Annotated in this window: 19 protein-coding genes; 12 read left to right on the top strand and 7 right to left on the bottom strand. The window is 62.5% G+C overall.

Going from position 1 to position 17,289, the window contains the following annotated elements:
* Window positions 1-17 precede the first annotated feature (17 nt).
* Window positions 18-1,091, top strand: coding sequence for a 23S rRNA (cytidine(2498)-2'-O)-methyltransferase RlmM (gene rlmM, locus JOE39_RS10810; RefSeq protein ID WP_003422195.1), 1,074 nt, complete (start codon window positions 18-20; stop codon window positions 1,089-1,091).
* A 101-nt stretch (window positions 1,092-1,192) separates the two neighbouring features.
* Here rlmM and JOE39_RS10805 read toward each other — a convergent pair whose 3' ends face one another.
* The 5 genes from JOE39_RS10805 to JOE39_RS10785 form a co-directional block, all read right to left on the bottom strand.
* Window positions 1,193-2,653, bottom strand: coding sequence for an aldehyde dehydrogenase family protein (locus JOE39_RS10805; RefSeq protein ID WP_024664918.1), 1,461 nt, complete (start codon window positions 2,651-2,653; stop codon window positions 1,193-1,195).
* Window positions 2,654-2,839: 186 nt separating this feature from the next.
* Window positions 2,840-3,697: a GNAT family N-acetyltransferase gene (locus JOE39_RS10800; protein WP_032623894.1), complete on the bottom strand. Its 858-nt coding sequence runs from the start codon at window positions 3,695-3,697 to the stop codon at window positions 2,840-2,842.
* A 38-nt stretch (window positions 3,698-3,735) separates the two neighbouring features.
* Window positions 3,736-4,920, bottom strand: coding sequence for an FAD-binding oxidoreductase (locus JOE39_RS10795; protein ID WP_210077384.1), 1,185 nt, complete (start codon window positions 4,918-4,920; stop codon window positions 3,736-3,738).
* A gap of 13 nt (window positions 4,921-4,933) precedes the next feature.
* Window positions 4,934-5,332 carry a RidA family protein gene (locus JOE39_RS10790; RefSeq protein WP_057445658.1) on the bottom strand — a complete coding sequence of 133 codons (399 nt, stop codon included), beginning with the start codon at window positions 5,330-5,332 and terminating at the stop codon, window positions 4,934-4,936.
* Complete coding sequence (locus JOE39_RS10785) at window positions 5,322-6,458, bottom strand: DSD1 family PLP-dependent enzyme (protein ID WP_003316872.1); 1,137 nt, start codon at window positions 6,456-6,458, stop codon at window positions 5,322-5,324. Before JOE39_RS10785 ends, JOE39_RS10790 begins: the two co-directional genes overlap by 11 nt.
* Window positions 6,459-6,554: 96 nt before the next feature.
* Between JOE39_RS10785 and JOE39_RS10780 the strand changes: the two genes are divergently transcribed.
* Together JOE39_RS10780 and recR are read left to right on the top strand one after the other, a co-directional pair.
* Entirely contained in the window at window positions 6,555-7,439 is an 885-nt protein-coding gene (locus tag JOE39_RS10780; RefSeq protein WP_003391417.1) for a LysR family transcriptional regulator, read from the top strand.
* A gap of 110 nt (window positions 7,440-7,549) precedes the next feature.
* On the top strand, window positions 7,550-8,152 hold the full coding sequence (gene recR / locus JOE39_RS10775) for a recombination mediator RecR (RefSeq protein WP_003316874.1): 603 nt from the start codon (window positions 7,550-7,552) through the stop codon (window positions 8,150-8,152).
* Window positions 8,153-8,173: 21 nt separating this feature from the next.
* Here recR and JOE39_RS10770 read toward each other — a convergent pair whose 3' ends face one another.
* Together JOE39_RS10770 and JOE39_RS10765 are read right to left on the bottom strand one after the other, a co-directional pair.
* Complete coding sequence (locus tag JOE39_RS10770; RefSeq protein WP_057445659.1) at window positions 8,174-8,497, bottom strand: EscU/YscU/HrcU family type III secretion system export apparatus switch protein; 324 nt, start codon at window positions 8,495-8,497, stop codon at window positions 8,174-8,176.
* On the bottom strand, window positions 8,497-10,125 hold the full coding sequence (locus JOE39_RS10765) for a flagellar hook-length control protein FliK (protein WP_057445660.1): 1,629 nt from the start codon (window positions 10,123-10,125) through the stop codon (window positions 8,497-8,499). The genes JOE39_RS10770 and JOE39_RS10765 overlap by 1 nt, the downstream gene beginning before the upstream one ends.
* A 189-nt stretch (window positions 10,126-10,314) precedes the next feature.
* Here JOE39_RS10765 and ccmA point away from each other — a divergent pair, with 189 nt between their 5' ends.
* The 9 genes from ccmA to ccmI are packed head-to-tail and all read left to right on the top strand — an operon-like array spanning window position 10,315 to window position 17,286.
* Window positions 10,315-10,956: a cytochrome c biogenesis heme-transporting ATPase CcmA gene (gene ccmA, locus JOE39_RS10760; RefSeq protein WP_024682911.1), complete on the top strand. Its 642-nt coding sequence runs from the start codon at window positions 10,315-10,317 to the stop codon at window positions 10,954-10,956.
* Complete coding sequence (gene ccmB / locus JOE39_RS10755) at window positions 10,953-11,624, top strand: heme exporter protein CcmB (protein WP_003417786.1); 672 nt, start codon at window positions 10,953-10,955, stop codon at window positions 11,622-11,624. Before ccmA ends, ccmB begins: the two co-directional genes overlap by 4 nt.
* Window positions 11,625-11,678: 54 nt before the next feature.
* Window positions 11,679-12,482 carry a heme ABC transporter permease CcmC gene (locus JOE39_RS10750; RefSeq protein ID WP_003391426.1) on the top strand — a complete coding sequence of 268 codons (804 nt, stop codon included), beginning with the start codon at window positions 11,679-11,681 and terminating at the stop codon, window positions 12,480-12,482.
* Window positions 12,479-12,655: a heme exporter protein CcmD gene (gene ccmD, locus JOE39_RS10745; protein WP_003344186.1), complete on the top strand. Its 177-nt coding sequence runs from the start codon at window positions 12,479-12,481 to the stop codon at window positions 12,653-12,655. Before JOE39_RS10750 ends, ccmD begins: the two co-directional genes overlap by 4 nt.
* Window positions 12,652-13,119: a cytochrome c maturation protein CcmE gene (gene ccmE / locus JOE39_RS10740; RefSeq protein ID WP_003391427.1), complete on the top strand. Its 468-nt coding sequence runs from the start codon at window positions 12,652-12,654 to the stop codon at window positions 13,117-13,119. The genes ccmD and ccmE overlap by 4 nt, the downstream gene beginning before the upstream one ends.
* Window positions 13,120-13,122: 3 nt before the next feature.
* Window positions 13,123-15,096: a heme lyase CcmF/NrfE family subunit gene (locus JOE39_RS10735; protein ID WP_032660838.1), complete on the top strand. Its 1,974-nt coding sequence runs from the start codon at window positions 13,123-13,125 to the stop codon at window positions 15,094-15,096.
* Window positions 15,093-15,629 carry a DsbE family thiol:disulfide interchange protein gene (locus JOE39_RS10730; protein WP_096133175.1) on the top strand — a complete coding sequence of 179 codons (537 nt, stop codon included), beginning with the start codon at window positions 15,093-15,095 and terminating at the stop codon, window positions 15,627-15,629. The genes JOE39_RS10735 and JOE39_RS10730 overlap by 4 nt, the downstream gene beginning before the upstream one ends.
* Window positions 15,626-16,096: a cytochrome c-type biogenesis protein gene (locus JOE39_RS10725; protein WP_003316886.1), complete on the top strand. Its 471-nt coding sequence runs from the start codon at window positions 15,626-15,628 to the stop codon at window positions 16,094-16,096. The genes JOE39_RS10730 and JOE39_RS10725 overlap by 4 nt, the downstream gene beginning before the upstream one ends.
* Window positions 16,093-17,286: a c-type cytochrome biogenesis protein CcmI gene (gene ccmI, locus JOE39_RS10720; protein ID WP_096138645.1), complete on the top strand. Its 1,194-nt coding sequence runs from the start codon at window positions 16,093-16,095 to the stop codon at window positions 17,284-17,286. Before JOE39_RS10725 ends, ccmI begins: the two co-directional genes overlap by 4 nt.
* Window positions 17,287-17,289: the final 3 nt, after the last annotated feature.

The raw sequence follows: 17,289 nt of genomic DNA, 5'->3' as shown, positions 1-17,289 counted from the left end.
CTGCCCAGGAGTAACCCATGAATACACTGTTTATGCACTGCCGACCCGGTTTTGAGGGCGAAGTCTGCTCGGAAATAGCCGATCACGCCGCGCGTCTGGACGTGGCCGGGTATGCCAAGGCCCGTCCCGACACGGCCTGCGCCGAATTCATCTGCACCGAGGCGGATGGCGCCGAACGGTTGATGAACGGTCAGCGCTTCGACAAGCTGATCTTTCCCCGGCAGTGGGCGCGAGGTCTGTTTCTCGAGTTGCCGGAAACCGATCGCATCAGCGTGATTCTCGCGCAGCTGGCGGCGTTTCCTACCTGCGGCAGTCTGTGGCTGGAGGTCGTGGATACCAACGACGGCAAGGAACTGTCGAATTTCTGCAAGAAGTTCGAAGCGCCGCTGCGCAAGGCCCTGACTCAGGCAGGCAAACTGGTGGATGACCCGCGCAAGCCGCGTCTGCTGCTGACCTTCAAGAGTGGTCGCGAGGTGTTTCTCGGTCTGGCCGATGCGGACAACTCCGCCATGTGGCCCATGGGCATCCCGCGCCTCAAGTTTCCCCGCGAAGCGCCAAGCCGTTCGACCTTGAAGCTTGAAGAGGCCTGGCACCACTTCATTCCCAGAGACCAGTGGGACGAGCGCCTTTCCGGCGACATGACCGGCGTGGACCTGGGTGCCGCGCCGGGCGGCTGGACGTATCAACTGGTGCGCCGCGGCATGCTGGTGACCGCCATCGATAACGGGCCGATGGCGGAAAGCCTGATGGACACCGGGCTGGTGCAGCATCTGATGGCGGACGGCTTTACCTACAAGCCTCGACAGCCCGTGGACTGGATGGTCTGCGACATCGTCGAAAAGCCTGCGCGCAATGCGGCGCTGCTGGAGACCTGGCTGGGTGAAGGACTGTGCCGCGAAGCGGTGGTCAACCTCAAGTTGCCGATGAAACAGCGCTACGCTGAAGTACGCCGACTGCTCGACCGCATCGAAGAGGGCTTTCAGGCGCGAGGGGTACGGGTGTCCATCGGCTGCAAACAGCTCTACCACGACCGCGAAGAAGTCACCTGCCACCTGCGCAGGCTGGACGTGGCCAAAGCGGCGAGAAAGTGATTTCTCACTCTTGTTTCGCACGCTCCAGTGATTATCGTGCCAATGCCGCGTTGGCACGATCCTCACAATCAGCAAGAATTAGCGCGCATCACAAACCCCACTCAGCCAAACCCCACAATAGCCTTGGTCTCCAGATACTCTTCGAACCCCTGCACGCCGTACTCGCGACCGTTGCCCGAGCGCTTGTAGCCGCCAAACGGGGCCATCGGGTTCCAGGCGGGGTAGTTCAGGTGCACCTGCCCGGCACGAATGCGCGAAGCCACCGCGCGTGCCTGCTCGAGGTTTTGCCCCTGGACATGCGCACCCAGGCCATAGACCGTATCGTTGGCAATTGCGATAGCCTCCTCAATCGTGTCGTAGGCAATCAGGCACAGCACCGGGCCGAAAATCTCTTCCTGGGCGATACGCATCGACGAGTCCACCTCGGAAAACACCGTTGGCCGGGTATAGAAGCCTCGCTCATGGCCCTGCACCCGTCCCGGCCCGCCGCACACCAGCTTCGCGCCTTCGCTCAGCCCGGCATCGATCATCGCCTGGACACGGTGAAACTGCGCCTCGTTGGCGATCGGGCCCAATACCGTCCCCTCCAACTGTGGATCGCCCACAACAATGGCTGCGGCCGTTTCGGCAGCCAGAGCCTCGACTTCCGCCAGTCGGTTTCTGGGCACGATCATTCGCGTCGGCGCGCTGCACGACTGACCCACATTGCGGAACGCGGCCATCACGCCGGGCGGCACGGCTTTGGCGAAGTCGGCGTCGGGCAGCAGGATATTCGGTGATTTGCCGCCCAGTTCCTGAGTCACTCGTTTAACCGTCGGCGCGGCGGCTTGCGCCACCAATGCGCCTGCCCGGTTGGAGCCGGTGATCGAGATCATGTCGATATCAGGGTGGGCCGCCATCGCGCCGCCGACCTCGGGGCCGCTGCCATTGACCAGATTGAACACGCCGGGCGGCAGACCCGCGTCATGCACCAGTTGCGCGAACAGCAGAGCGCTCAAGGGTGACAATTCGCTGGGCTTGAGCACCACCGTGCAGCCGGCCGCGATGGCCGGGGCGACTTTGGCGGTGATTTGATACAGCGGCCAGTTCCACGGTGTGATCAGCCCACACACACCAATGGGCTCGCGTTCGATCGCCGTGCCGCCTTCGACGGTATGGAAGCGGTAGCTCGCCAGCAGGTCACGTGCGACACGCACGTGTTCTGCGGCCAGCGGCACCTGCATGGCCCGCGCCGAACTGATGGATGCGCCCATCTCCAGCGAGATCGCCTGCGCCAGTTGTTCCTTGCGCTCGATAATGAGCTCGTAGATTCGGCCGATGACCTGTGCCCGGGCGTGTGGCGAGGTGCCGGACCAGCTGGCAAAGGCTGCCCGCGCTGCCGCAACCGCACGGTCGACATCGGCGGCCGAGCCACTGGCGACATGCGCCACCACCTCTTCGGTCGCAGGGTTGATCACCGCGATACTGACCGGGTCGAGCGGGGCGGACCAACCACCATCAATATAGAGTTTCAGCGCGGTGTCCGGATCAACGTGATGGCTGTTCAAGGACTGTGAGGTCATCCAGCGGGCTCCCTGGAGCAATAGTGGTCAAGGCCAGGCCCTTTACGGTCAGGCCGTTCGATACCCATAAGCTAACAAAGCAGTCTGGATAAAAAGCGCCGATCTGCCGGGTTGCAAAGAATAATCTGCTGTATGCAACCCGCTAACATGGCGGACCTGTTTCGGCCGTTTACCCGCGCTGGTGACTCAGCCGATCGCCTGAGTCACCAGCGCGAATTGCTGCACATCCGGGTTCGAGGCAGGCGGCGTCCCGAGCACCATGCGCGGTGCTCTGTCGACACACGGCAGCCCCAGGCTTTCGAGCCACGGCGCCAGCCCGCAGTCAGTCAGAATGTCGAAGCGCACGAACAGACCGGGTATCTGTTGCAACAGGTGTTCAATCAATCGTTGTGCCTGATCGACATCACGGGCAACCACCGGACCGATGATATGACCGCGCCCGAAACGGCGCAGCAGGGCGATGCCTTGCAACCGGCCTGCGTGTTCAATGCCGACCGCCTGTTCTGCATCGTGCAACAGATCAGTCAACACGGCAGTGCGATCCAGGCCGCTGCCCGCGTTGGCCAGTCGGATCAGTTCTGCGTGGTCGGTCGCGCCCAGCGTACGAATCGGCAGGTCGTCTTTCGCTGGCGCCATGCCTGACAGGTCGGCAACGCCCTGATGCTGCTGGATACGCGCGAAGTCAACGAAACCCAGGCTCTGGTAAAGCGGCGCGCCCAGTTCCGTAGCGTTGAGGATCGGCGTGCGCGGTGCCGTCGCGTCGAGACACAGCTTCATCAAGCGGCGACCGATGCCTTTGCCCTGATGATCATCGCGGACGATCACCAGCCCGATCGAGGACCAGTCGCCCTGATGGCAGGTAAACGCCACGCCAACCAGCTGGCCATCGTGCTCTGCGACAAAACCCTCGGAAGTACGTTGCACCATCGCCCAGTCCTGTTCGCGGTGTGGCCACTTGAGGCTCACTGAAAGGGCATGGGCTGCCGGGATATCCGCCGCAGTCACCGGGCGATACTGGTAGTTAGCGTCTGAGGTTGCAGGCATGGCGCCTCCGTTGCGATGGGGTGGGTGAGTGGTTGGGCTCATACCAGCTTTCCGGTGCTCATCAGGCTGGACATGAGCGGCATCTCGATGGCGGTCGGGTCGGTGAAGCGGCGAATATCGAACGGGCTGATCAACGTGCGCGTGCTGCCGGTGCTGATCAGCTCGGCCATGACGTCACCGACGCCGGGACCAAGCTGAAAACCATGGCCGCAGAAGCCAAACGCGTAGAACAGGCCGTCGACTTTGCCGCTGCGGCCCATGATCGGCAGCGAGTCAGGTGTGTAACTCTCGATGCCGCTCCATACGCGGATGATGTTCAGCTTTTCTGCGCCCGGTAGCAGGCGTTTCATCTGTTTCATCTGGTTGATCAGGCTCTCCGGCTTGAAGTAGGCGCGGCGGTTGAGCATGTCCGGTCTATTGCGATTGCCGCCCCCGATGATGATGTTGCCGCGCGGGATCTGTCGGAAATAGATCACTTCTTCCTTGATCCTGGTAAACACCCCAATCACCGTCGGCAGTGCGTAAGGTACCGGTTCTGTCACCGACATCTGCGGTCCGTTGGGCTCAAGAGGTACAGACTCGCCGAACTGCTCGGCGAGCCTGGCACCCCAGGCACCGGCAGTGATGAGCAACTGTTCGGCGACGAATAGCTGTCCATCGGCGGTGGTGACTTGAAACTCGCCGCCGACCTTCTGTACCTCGGTCACTTCAGTGCGTTCTTCGATTCTTGCCCCCGCACGAATCGCCGCGCGGGCGAACGCGGGGGCTGCCAGCCTTGGGTTGGCGTGCCCGTCATGGGGCGCATAGGAACCGCCTTTGACTTGTGCACCGAGAAACGGAAAACGGTCGTGCAGCGCCTTGCCGGAAAGGATCTGCAAGTCCAGCTCGCGGGCTTGCGGGGCGGCGGCATAGGCCTCCAGTTCGGCGATTTCGTCTTCGCGATAGCACACGCGCATATGCCCGCTGGGAATGAATTCCAGGTCTTCGCCGATCAGCTCCGGCAGGCGCTTCCACAGTGCCCAGGAGCGATTGGACAGTTCCAGCTGGCCGAGAAACCGTCCCTGACGGCGCACGTTGCCGAAATTCACGCCGCTGGCGTATTGGCCGATCTGGTCGCGCTCCAGCAGGGTGACCGAACGGCCGTGCTGGCGCAGAAAAAACGCGGAGGACGCGCCCATGAAGCCGCCGCCGATAATCAGGACATCGCTTTTTTGTGGGGTCATGAAGGGCTCCCGGTCATGTTGATTGGCTGCAACGCGCCAGCGCTTCGATCTCGATCAGGTAGCCGTGGTGCAATTCCGGAACCGGCACCACCGCGCGCGCAGGGCGATGTTCGCCCAGATAGCCCGCGTAGAGGCGGTCGAAGGCAGGCCAATGCTGGACGCCGGCGATATAAATGGTCACTTTCAGCAGGTCATCCGTATTGCATCCCGCCGCGCCAAGGATGGCCAGCAGATTGTCCAGCGCGACCGCAGCCTGGACCTCGAACGGCTCGCCGACGCTGTGACTGCCATCGGCGCGCACCGGCAGTTGTCCGGAAACATGCAGCATGCCTTGATGCAGCATCGCCTGCGAATAATGCCCACCGGGTGCTGCGGCCAGGGACGTACTGATCGGTTTCATCTCACCAGCCATGCAGGCGACTCCAGGTATGGATTGCGCCTTCGCTGTCGCAGGCGTGGTAGTCCGGGAATTGCGCGCCGGTGGCACAGGCGTGGTTGGGCAGAATGCGCAGTCGGCTGCCGATGGGAAAACGCTCGCTGATGTCGGCCTCGCTGCCCGCAGCAAGCGTGATGATGCCGTGCTCCTGATTGGCACCGGTGACCCGTGCACCGTCGATCCATTCACCGCTTTCGCTGCACACCTGGCCGTAGCCGAAATCCTCACTCTGGCGCTGCGTGCCGCGATCGCGGCTCATGGCCATCCAGCCTGCGTCAACGATGATCCAGCCCTTGTCCTGCTGATGGCCGATGACCGTGGTCAGCACGCTCAGGGCCAACTCATCTGCCTGGCATACGCCAATGTTGTGCATCACCAGATCGAAGAACACATACACCCCGGCGCGAACTTCGGTCACGCCGTGCAGGCTCTGCGCCGAAAGTGCCGTCGGCGTTGAACCGATGCTGACGTCCGCACAGGGCAGTCCTGCCTGACGAATCCGCTCGGCGGCGCTGACGCAGAGCCTGCGTTCCTGTTCGGCGAGGGCTTGCAGTGCTGCGGGTGTGTCGAGGTCATAACTGGACCCGGCATGGGTCATTACCCCACGCAGTTGCATGCCACCGTCGACCAGCGTGCTCGCGACCTCGACGAGCGAGGGGTCGTCGACGGTCAGGCCGGAGCGATGACCGTCGCAATCGATTTCTATCCAGACGTCGAAACGTTCGTCATGCGCCTGGCCGAAGGCGACAATTGCCCGGGCAGCCGTCACGCTGTCGGTCAGGATGCTCAGGCGGCAACCCTTGCGCCGCAGTCTGAGTGCCTGCTCCAGCTTGCCGGGTGCAATGGCGACGGCATAGAACACGTCATCGATGCCCTCGGCAAAGCAATGCTCAGCCTCCTTCAGCGTCGACACCGTGACACCGCTGGCACCCGCTGCAATCTGCGCCTGTATGACCGGCAGGCATTTGCTGGTCTTGACGTGCGGGCGCAAACGCACGCCCAGCTCGTTCATGCGTTGTTGCATACGCTGGATATTGTGCTGCATGCGCGACACATCGAGCAGCGCGACAGGCGTATCGAGAGAAGACAGGGAAGCTGACATGGAAAGCGCTCGTGTGGCTGGGTACGGCAGCCACTCTACGCAGCGATGATGAAGCTGTGGTTCAATGCATGATCATCAATCCTTAAGCTGAAGTGAATGATTGCTATCGAAGACCTGCGTCTGGCCGTGACCCTGTCGCGCTGCGAATCGCTCAGTGCTGCCGCCAGAATCCTCAACGTCTCGCCGCCGGCGTTGTCGATGCGCTTGCGCAAACTGGAGACGCAACTGGGCATCACCCTGGCCAGTCGCGACGCCAGACGCCTGAGTCTGACCGCTGATGGTGAGCGTTTCGCCCGCGAAAGCGCACAGTTGCTGGAGCAACTGGAGGCACTCCCGGAGTCTTTCAGGCAGCGTGATGAACGGCTGGTGGGCACGCTGCGCCTGGCTGCGCCGTTCGGTTATGGACGCCAGCGCATTGCGCCGCTGCTGGCGCGCTTCGCCAGGCTGCATCCGCAGTTGTGTCTGCAGCTGGACCTGCGCGAAACACCCTGGCCGGACCGTCACGACAGCGATGCGGTGATACACATCGGCAGCCTCAACGACAGCCAGTGGATCGCCAGGCCATTGGCACAGAATCATCGCTGGCTGTGCGCCAGCCCCGCATATATCGAGCAGCATGGTGTGCCCTCGACGCCCGATCAACTGGCTGGCCATCGCTGCATCTGCATTCGCGAAAACGATGAAGACGTCACCCTCTGGCACCTGAGCAAGGGCCAGACGAAAAAGACCCTGCGCATCGAGCCCGCGCTGCTCAGCAACGACGGCTCGGTCGCCCGGCGTTGGGCCGAACAGGGGCTGGGCATCGTGTTGCGCTCGCAGTGGGACGTCAGCGACGCCATTGCCAGCGGCAGGCTGGTGCGGGTGCTTGCCGATTGGCAACTGGCCAGTGCGCCGATCAACCTGCTGGTGCCTGTACGAAAGCATCGCAGCGCACGGGTACAGGCGTTGACCGAGTTTCTCGAGACAGCCCTGAAAGCCTGATTCGGCAAAGCACCGGCACGCTGTTGGTCGCTGTGTTGAACACCTTAATTGACGCTCACGGCAACGCGCGGGTATAAACCGCGTCTTGTGTTTTTGTCGGATTTTTCTCCATGAGCTTCAGCCCCCTGATTCGCCAGTTGATCGATGCCTTCCGCGTGCTGCCGGGCGTCGGTCAGAAAACCGCCCAGCGCATGGCGTTGCAGTTGCTGGAGCGCGACCGCAGCGGCGGTTCGCGGCTGGCGCAGGCACTGGGGCAGGCGATGGACGGCGTGGGTCACTGCCGCTCGTGCCGCACGCTGACCGAAGAGGAACTCTGCCCGCAATGCGCAGACCCGCGTCGCGATGACACGCTGTTGTGCGTGGTCGAAGGCCCGACGGATGTCTATGCGGTGGAGCAGACCGGCTATCGCGGTCGTTACTTCGTGCTCAAGGGGCACCTGTCGCCGCTCGACGGCCTGGGACCGGAGGCCATCGGCATTCCGCAATTGATGGAACGCGTCAGCCAGCAGGGCACCTTCACCGAGGTGATCCTCGCGACCAATCCAACGGTGGAAGGCGAAGCGACCGCGCATTACATCGCCCAGTTGCTGCATGACAAGGGCCTGGTCGCATCGCGCATTGCCCACGGCGTTCCTCTGGGTGGCGAGCTGGACCTGGTCGACGGCGGCACGCTGGCGCATTCGTTTGCAGGGCGCAAGCCGATTGCAATGTGATACCGGCCAGCGCTTATGCAGTCAGTAGCGCGGCGTAATATCGCGCTCGACAGGTGGCGCGTTCGGGTCCTGACCAGCCGGAAACTTGCCTTTCAGGTGCCAAGCGAACGCGATGATTTCGGCAATCGTGCGGTACAGCGGCTCGGGAATACTGTCGCCCAATTCCATGCGGGCCAACAGCTTGACCAGTTCAGCGTTCTCATAGATGGGCACTTCGTATTCGCGGGCAATGGCCAGAATCGCCTCGGCCAACTGGTCGTCGCCCTTGGCGCTGAGCGTCGGGGCGTGCTGGCCGTCATAGCTGAGGGCAAGAGCCTGGCGCGGAGTGTGTTCGGGTAGGCTCATCAGGCGTTCTCGTCGATCCAGCGTTGTTCGAGCGCGGTACGCGGACCGCTTGGTGGTGCGCCGTGGCTGCAGGCCAGTTCGCCCACTGCCAGGCCGCAGGCTATCAGCCGTTCGCGCAGATACCCCAGCTCATGTTCGATCAATGCCGCGCTGTCGGGGCGCTCGGCCCACAGCTGGCTGGACAGCGTGCCGCGCAGTAACTGCGCATGCACCTGCAAGGGGCCCAACGGCTCGAGATCGAACGCCAGGTCGACTTTCCAGAGCTTTTCCCGGGTGTCCTTGATCTCGATACCATCACGGTCTTCGGCCGCGTCCTGATCGGGCGTGTCTTCACGCTGCACCTTGACCTGCAAGGGCACGATGTCGTGGGCGTTGCGCATCGGCACTTCCAGCTGCCAGGTGGTCACCTGGGTGCCGTCGGCGTTGGTGCGCGTTTGTTCCAGCCCGCCCAGTTGATGGCTTTGCAGGCGTGAGACAGCAGCCGCAGCGAGCTTGAGGAGGATTTCCAGATCATCCTCTTTCTCGCCACCGCTGACCGTGCGCGACGGCAGCGGAAAAATGCTTGGCTGAGTGCGTGCCGCGACCAGGCCGAGGGTGCCCAGCGCATTGCGGATTGCATTGGGCATCGTGCGCGCCAGGGTGTTGGACGCCGCCGCTGCGCCGTAAGACATATTGTCCGGCAGGCCGGGCAGGATCTGGGCGATCAGACGCATCAGGTTGGCCTTCATGTCCGGTAGCTGCTGCGCCGGGTTCAATCCGGCCAGCAGTCTGGCTTCCAGAAACACGCCACTGGCGTTCAGCGCCTGGGCCACGCCCTTAGGTGTGGTCATCTGCTCGACGTCGGGCAGGTCGGCGAGCAACTGATTGATACTGGCCAGCAGCGGCGCGCTGATGGCCGGGCTGGTGCTGGTCGGGCTGCCGGACTGCAGGTTTTGCAGGGCATTGATCAGGGTGTCCAGCGAGCCTTGACGATTTTGCTGTGCGGACAGTTGCTGCGCCACGGCCAGTTGGTCGAAACGACCGGGCAGGGCCACGAAGTTGAGTGCCTGATTGCCTTGTACCTGAGCGCTCAAGAGGCTGCCAACCGTCAGCGGCTGCGGGCTCTCGATGGTCAGACTGGAACCCGCCAGCGCCGTGTTGAGCAGCATCACGATGGAGCGGTAGATGGGCGTCGCCGCAGCGGGGTTCTGGGTGGCCAGTTGATTGACTGCCTGAGCGATCACCTGGCTGGTCATGACTTTGCCTTGCAGCAGCGTGCCGACCGGTAATTGTTGGGTATCGATGCTGGTCATCGAGTTTTTCAGCGCGCCGTTGAGCTGCTGCAGCGTCAAGGTCAGCTCGTTGGCCGACGCCTGCGCCACTTGCAGCAGGCTGCCGGGCGTGAACGGGACGCTGCTGGTGACCGGTAAATTGGTCAGGCTGCCGTTGGCGAGCACCAGCCGCAACAGCAGCTGGAAGTTCTGGTTGACCTGCTTGAGGGTCAGCACTTCGGCGTTAGCGGTTTCGCCTTCAGGGATCAGATTTTCCGCTGATTGCAGCATGGTCAGCACTTGCGCGGGGGAGATGCCGGCGCGCAACAGTGTCAGGGTGGCGTTTGTTGCCGGAACGCTGGTGATGTCGCCTGTCATTGAACTATCAACCCGAGGAAATTGCCCCTTTGATAACAGGACTCGCATGTATAATACCGGCCGAAACCGGACCAGCCGCCATTAACTTCTCTTCATGTAACGGCCGTATCAATCCCGACTTGAACCGCGTTTTACTCTGTATGTCTCTGTTTTGGCACATTTCGCGACGCAAAGCACTGGAAACGCTTCATGATCCCAGCCACCCCATTTTTGCAAGCGACGGCTCTGGCGTGTGAGCGGGACGGGCGGATGCTGTTCGAAAACCTCGATCTTCATCTGCACGCGGGCGACATGCTGCAGATCAGCGGTCCCAACGGCTGCGGCAAGACCAGCCTGCTGCGCCTGCTGTGCGGGTTGATGCAGCCAACGGCCGGGCAGGTGGTGCTCGACGCGCAACCAGTGGATCGTGGGCCCGCGGCACCGGGCAGCAAGCTGTTGTGGATCGGTCATGCGCCAGCGCTCAAGGATGTGCTGACGCCGCTGGAAAACCTGTCCTGGCTCAGCGCCCTGCACCAGCCAGCCGATGCCGGCGCGATAGCTACCGCGCTAGATGCGGTCGGCCTTGCAGGTTTCGAGGACGTGCCCTGTCACACTTTGTCGGCCGGGCAGCAGCGTCGCGTCGCGCTGGCACGTCTGTATCTGCCGGGCCCGCCACTCTGGCTGCTCGACGAGCCGTTTACCGCGCTCGACCGCCAAGGCATCGAGCAACTGGAGAAACACCTCGCCGAGCACTGTGAACACGGCGGCATGATTGTCATGACCACCCACCACAGCCTGAGCCGTCTGCCCGCGGGCTATCGGGACCTCGACCTGGGGCAGTGGTCAGCATGAGCAATGTGTTTGTTCTGCTGATGCTCCGTGAGGTGCGGCTGCTGGCGAGGCGTCCGGCAGAGCTGGCCAACCCGCTGGTGTTCTTCGCGATCGTGGTCGCCCTGTTCCCGCTGGCGCTGGGGCCGCAGACGCAATTGTTGCAAACCTTGTCGCCGGGGCTGGTCTGGGTGGCGGCACTGCTGGCCGTGCTGCTGTCGCTGGACGGGCTGTTGCGCAGTGATTTCGAGGACGGCTCGCTGGAGCAGTGGGTCCTTTCGCCGCACCCGCTGGCCCTTCTGGTGCTGATCAAAGTGCTGGCACACTGGGTTTTTTCCGGGCTGGCACTGGTACTGTTGTCACCTTTGCTGGCCTTGATGCTCGGTCTGCCGGTGCAGTGCCTGCCGGTGTTGATGGTTTCGCTGCTGCTGGGCACCCCGGTGCTCAGCCTGCTGGGGGCATTGGGCGCGGCGTTGACCGTGGGTTTGAAGCGTGGCGGCCTGCTGCTGGCATTGTTGATTCTGCCGCTGTACATCCCGGTGCTGATTCTGGGCAGTGGCGCGTTGCAGGCCGCGCTGCAGGGCATGCCGGCGACCGGCTATCTGCTGTGGCTGGGCAGCCTGGCGGCGCTGGCGATCACCCTGACACCCTTTGCGATAGCCGCTGGCCTGAAAATCAGCATCGGCGAATAATTGAGGTTCCGGGATCGAGACTTCGATGCCGGTCAACACCCTGGATGCACCCTGATGAAAAGCAACGCCATGAAAAGCAGCATCGGTTTGGCCTGGCTGCACACGCTCGGCTCGCCGAAAGGGTTTTACCGCGTCAGCGCACGCCTGCTGCCTTGGCTGAGTGTTGCCGCTGTGCTGTTACTGGTCATCGGCATGGTCTGGGGCCTTGCGTTCGCGCCGCCGGATTACCAGCAGGGCAACAGCTTCCGGATCATTTATATCCACGTACCCGCCGCGATGCTCGCCCAGTCCTGTTACGTCATGCTGGCCGTGTGCGGGGTGGTCGGGCTGGTCTGGAGAATCAAGCTGGCCGATGTCGCACTGCACTGCGCTGCACCGATTGGCGCGTGGATGACCGCGCTGGCGCTGGCGACCGGCGCGATCTGGGGCAAGCCCACCTGGGGAGCATGGTGGGTCTGGGACGCGCGACTGACCTCGATGCTGATTCTGCTGTTCCTGTATTTCGGCCTGATCGCGCTGGGCAATGCCATCAGTAACCGCGACAGCGCCGCCAAGGCCTGCGCGGTGCTGGCCGTCGTCGGTGTGGTGAACATTCCGATCATCAAGTATTCGGTCGAGTGGTGGAACACCCTGCACCAGGGGTCGACGTTCAGCCTCACGGAAAAACCCGCCATGCCGGCTGAAATGTGGCTGCCGCTGCTGTTTACCACGCTGGGTTTCTACTGCTTGTTCGGCGTGCTGTTGATGATGCGCATGCGTCTTGAAGTGCTGCGTCGCGAAGCGCGCACCCAGTGGGCCAAGGCCGAGATTCTGCGCAGCCTGGGCCACACGACAGCGCAGTCGGAGAACACGCTTTGAGTTTTGCATCGTTCAGCGATTTTCTTGCCATGGGCCGCCACGGCGTATTTATCTGGTCGGCCTACGGTTTGTGCCTTGTGGTGCTGCTGATCAACGTGGCGTTGCCGCTATGGGCGCGGCAGCGGTTTCTGAAACAGCAGGCACGTCGCCTGAAGCGGGAGAATCGCCCGTGAACCCGCTGCGCAAAAAACGCTTGTTGATCATTGTCGCGCTGCTGGCCGGTGTCGGTCTGGCCGTGACCCTGGCCCTCGGCGCCTTGCAGGAAAACATCAACCTGTTCTACACCCCCAGCCAGATCGCCAATGGCGAGGCACCGCTGGATAGGCGCATTCGGGCTGGCGGCATGGTCGAAAAGGGCTCCTTGCAGCGCTCGGCCGATTCGCTGGACGTGCGTTTTGTGGTCACCGATTTCAACAAGTCGGTGACCATCACTTATCGGGGCATTCTTCCCGATCTGTTTCGTGAAGGGCAGGGCATCGTGGCGCTGGGCAAACTCAATGCACAGGGCGTAGTGGTGGCCGATGAAGTACTGGCCAAGCATGACGAGAAATACATGCCCCCCGAGGTCACCAAGGCGCTGCGTGACAGCGGTCAGGCGGCACCGGCTGTGCCTTCCACACCCGTCAAACAGGGTTGATCGATGATTCCCGAACTCGGCCAGCTGGCCATGATTCTGGCATTCTGCTTTGCGCTGGTGCAGGCCATCATTCCGCTGATCGGCGCATGGCGCGGTGATCGCTTGTGGATGAGCCTTGCCCGTCCGGCAGCCTGGGGCCAGTTCAGCTTTCTGATCTTCGCCTTCGGTTGCCTGACCTACGCGTTCATGATTGATGATTTCTCGGTTGCCTACGTTGCACAGAACTCCAACACCGCGCTGCCTTGGTACTACAAGTTCAGCGCCGTGTGGGGCGCGCATGAAGGTTCGTTGCTGCTTTGGGCATTGATTCTCGGTGGCTGGACCTTCGCCGTGTCGGTGTTTTCCCGGCAACTGCCGCAGGTGATGCTGGCGCGGGTCCTCGCCGTGATGGGCATGATCAGCCTAGGTTTCCTGTCGTTTCTGATCCTCACCTCAAATCCGTTCGCGCGTCTGTTGCCGCAGATGCCCGCGAATGGACGTGATCTGAACCCGTTGTTGCAAGACATTGGCCTTATCGTGCATCCGCCGATGCTGTACATGGGCTATGTCGGCTTCTCCGTAGCCTTTGCGTTCGCCATCGCGGCCTTGCTCGGCGGTCGACTCGACGCTGCCTGGGCGCGCTGGTCTCGTCCGTGGACGCTGGTGGCCTGGGCCTTTCTCGGCATCGGCATCAGCCTGGGCTCGTGGTGGGCGTATTACGAGTTGGGCTGGGGCGGCTGGTGGTTCTGGGACCCGGTGGAAAACGCCTCGTTCATGCCCTGGCTGGTCGGCACTGCACTGATTCACTCGCTGGCGGTCACGGAAAAACGTGGCGTATTCAAGAGCTGGACGGTATTGCTGGCCATTGCTGCGTTTTCTTTGAGCCTGCTGGGCACCTTCCTGGTCCGTTCCGGGGTGCTGACCTCCGTGCACGCCTTTGCCTCGGACCCGGCACGCGGTGTGTTTATCCTGATGTTCCTGCTGGTCGTGGTGGGTGGCTCGCTGACCCTGTTCGCGATTCGCGCACCAGTGGTCAAAAGCCAGGTCGGATTCGGCCTGTGGTCGCGGGAAACCCTGCTGCTGGGCAATAACCTGTTGCTGGTGGTTGCTGCGTCCATGATTCTGCTGGGCACCCTTTATCCGCTGGTGATCGATGCCATGAGCGGCGCCAAGATGTCGGTCGGCCCGCCGTACTTCAATACGCTGTTCGTGCCGTTGATGGGCTTGTTGCTGGTGGTGATGGCGGTCGGCGTACTGGTGCGCTGGAAGGACACGCCGCTGAAATGGCTGCTTGGCATGCTGGCCCCGGTACTAATCGGCAGCGTCGTCCTGGCGGTGCTGGCCGGTCTGCTGCTGGGCGATTTCCAGTGGGCGGTGCTGGCGACCCTGATGCTCGCCGCCTGGGTGCTGCTGGCCGGGGTTCGCGACCTGCTCGACAAGACCCGCCACAAGGGTCTGCTCAGCGGCGCACGCGGTCTGACCCGCAGCTATTGGGGCATGCAGCTGGCGCACCTTGGGATTGTCGTGTGCGCGCTGGGGGTGGTGCTGTCGAGCCAGAACAGCGCCGAGCGCGATTTGCGCATGGCCCCTGGTGAGTCCACCGAACTGGGTGGGTATACCTTTGTCTTCGAGGGTGCCCGGCATTATGAAGGGCCGAACTTCACCTCTGATCGGGGCACGGTTCGCGTGTTGCGCGACGGCGTTCAACTGACCGAACTGCACCCGGAGAAGCGCCTCTACACCGTGCAGCAGTCGGTGATGACCGAAGCGGGCATTGATGCCGGTTTCAGCCGGGACCTGTATGTCGCCCTGGGTGAACCGCTGGGCGATGGCGCGTGGGCCGTTCGGGTTCACGTCAAACCGTTTGTGCGCTGGATCTGGCTGGGCGGCCTGCTGACCGGCCTGGGCGGGGTGCTGGCGGCGCTGGACCGGCGTTATCGCACCCGGGTAAAGAACAAGGTGCGCGAGGCGTTGGGTTTGTCGGGAGCAGCACAATGAGACGCTGGGTCATGGTGCTGCCACTGGTGCTGTTTCTGGGCGTGGCGGCGTTTTTGTATCGCGGTTTGTATCTGGACCCCGCCGAGCTGCCCTCGGCACTGATCGGCAAGCCTTTTCCGGCATTCTCGCTACCGGCGGTGCAGGGTGAGCGGATGTTGAGCCGTGCCGATCTGCTCGGCAAACCTGCGCTGGTCAACGTCTGGGGCACCTGGTGCGTGGCCTGCCGGGTGGAGCATCCGGTGCTGACCCGGCTGGCGCAGCAGGGCGTGCTGATCTACGGCGTGAATTACAAGGACGTCAACGCGGACGCGCTGAAGTGGCTCAAGGAATTCCATGATCCTTATCAGTTGAATATTCGTGACCAGGACGGTTCTCTGGGCCTTAACCTGGGGGTGTACGGTGCGCCGGAAACCTTCCTGATCGATGCCCAAGGCGTCATTCGTCACAAACACGTCGGGGTTATCGACGACGCAGTGTGGCGCGAAAAGCTTGCCGCGCGTTATCAGCAACTGGTCGATGAGGCGCGGCCATGAAGCGCTGCCTGATGATCGTCCTGTTCAGCGTGCTGTGTTCCGGCATCGCTCACGCGGCCATCGACGCTTATGCCTTTCGCGACGATGCTGAGCGCGCGCGCTACAGCGAACTGACCCGAGAACTGCGCTGCCCGAAATGCCAGAACCAGGACATTGCCGACTCCAATGCGCCGATTGCCGCTGATTTGCGCAAGGAAATCTACCGCATGCTGGGCGAAGGGCAGAGCAATCAACAGATCATCGATTTCATGGTCGATCGCTATGGCGATTTCGTTCGCTACAAGCCGAGCCTCAATGCACGCACCTGGCTGCTGTGGTTCGGGCCCGCCGGCCTGCTGGTTGGCGGGTTTGTGGTGATCGGCCTTATCGTTGGCCGCCGCCGCAAGGCACAATCCGCACAGACCGACGAGCTTTGCGAAGATGAGAAGCAGCGTCTTGCCACCTTGCTGGATGAGCACCGCCCATGATCGACTTCTGGATGGCTACCGGGCTGTTGCTGATGGTCGCGCTGAGCTTTTTGCTGATTCCGCTGCTGCGCGGCCATCGCGCGCAACGGGAAGAAGACCGCACAGCTCTGAATGTGGCCTTGTATCAAGAGCGGTTGAGCGAGTTGCAGGTTCAGCAGGAGCAGGGCGTGCTGTCGGTGGCGCAATTGCAGTCTGCACGTGCCGAAGCAGCGCGTGAGCTGCTTGCCGACACCGAAGGCGCCGAGCCTGCCCGCACATCGCGTCTGGGCAAGCCCCTTCTGGTGCTGGCTGCGCTGCTGGTCCCGGTGTTGGGGCTGGCGGGCTATCTCCAGCTGGGTGCCAGTGACCGGGTTGAACTGAGTCGCGAATTCGCTCGACCACCCACCTCGCTGGCAGACATGACCCAGCGCCTTGAGCGCAGCGTGCAGGCTCAACCGGATTCAGCCGAAAACCTGTATTTTCTGGCGCGCAGCTACATGGCGCAGAACCGTCCGGGTGATGCCGCGCAGATGTTCGAGCGCTCGGTGGCGCTGGCCGGAAGGCAGCCCGAGTTGCTCGGGCAGTGGGCTCAGGCGCTGTATTTCGCCAGTGGCAAACACTTCACACCCCAGGTGCAGGCGCTGACCGACGAAGCGCTGCAGGCTGACCCCAAGGAAGTCACTAGCCTTGGCCTGCTCGGGATTGCCGCGTTCGAAACACAGCGCTATCAGGCGGCGGTGGATTACTGGACCCGGTTGCTTGCAGCACTGCCCGCAGATGACGCATCGCGTTCGGCACTGGAAGGCGGTATTGCCCGCGCCAGAGAAAACCTCGCCAAACGCGTGGCAAACGCGGCGCCGGCGGTGAAGACTAAATCGATAAAAATTCATGTCGAGCTGGCTGCGGCGCTTCAAGGCAAGGTAAGGCCGAACGACAGCGTGTTCATCTTCGCCCGCGCGATCAATGGCCCGGCAGCGCCTTTGGCGGTCAAACGCATTACCGCGGCGGACCTGCCTGCCTACGTGGAACTGAGCGATGCCGACGCAATGATGCCGCAACTGAACCTGTCGAACTTTGCGCAAGTCCAACTGGTTGCGCGAGTGTCTCGCGCAGGGCAGCCAACCACCGGTGAGTGGGTCGGCCGCAGTCAGCCACTGGCCAGTGATACTGCGGCGCAGCAGGCGTTGACCATTGACAGTCCGGATAACTAGAGA

Origin of the sequence: Pseudomonas sp. PvP100 (assembly GCF_017833055.1) — a bacterium.
GTDB lineage: Bacteria > Pseudomonadota > Gammaproteobacteria > Pseudomonadales > Pseudomonadaceae > Aquipseudomonas > Aquipseudomonas syringae.
This window is presented reverse-complemented; position numbering and strand designations above follow the sequence as displayed.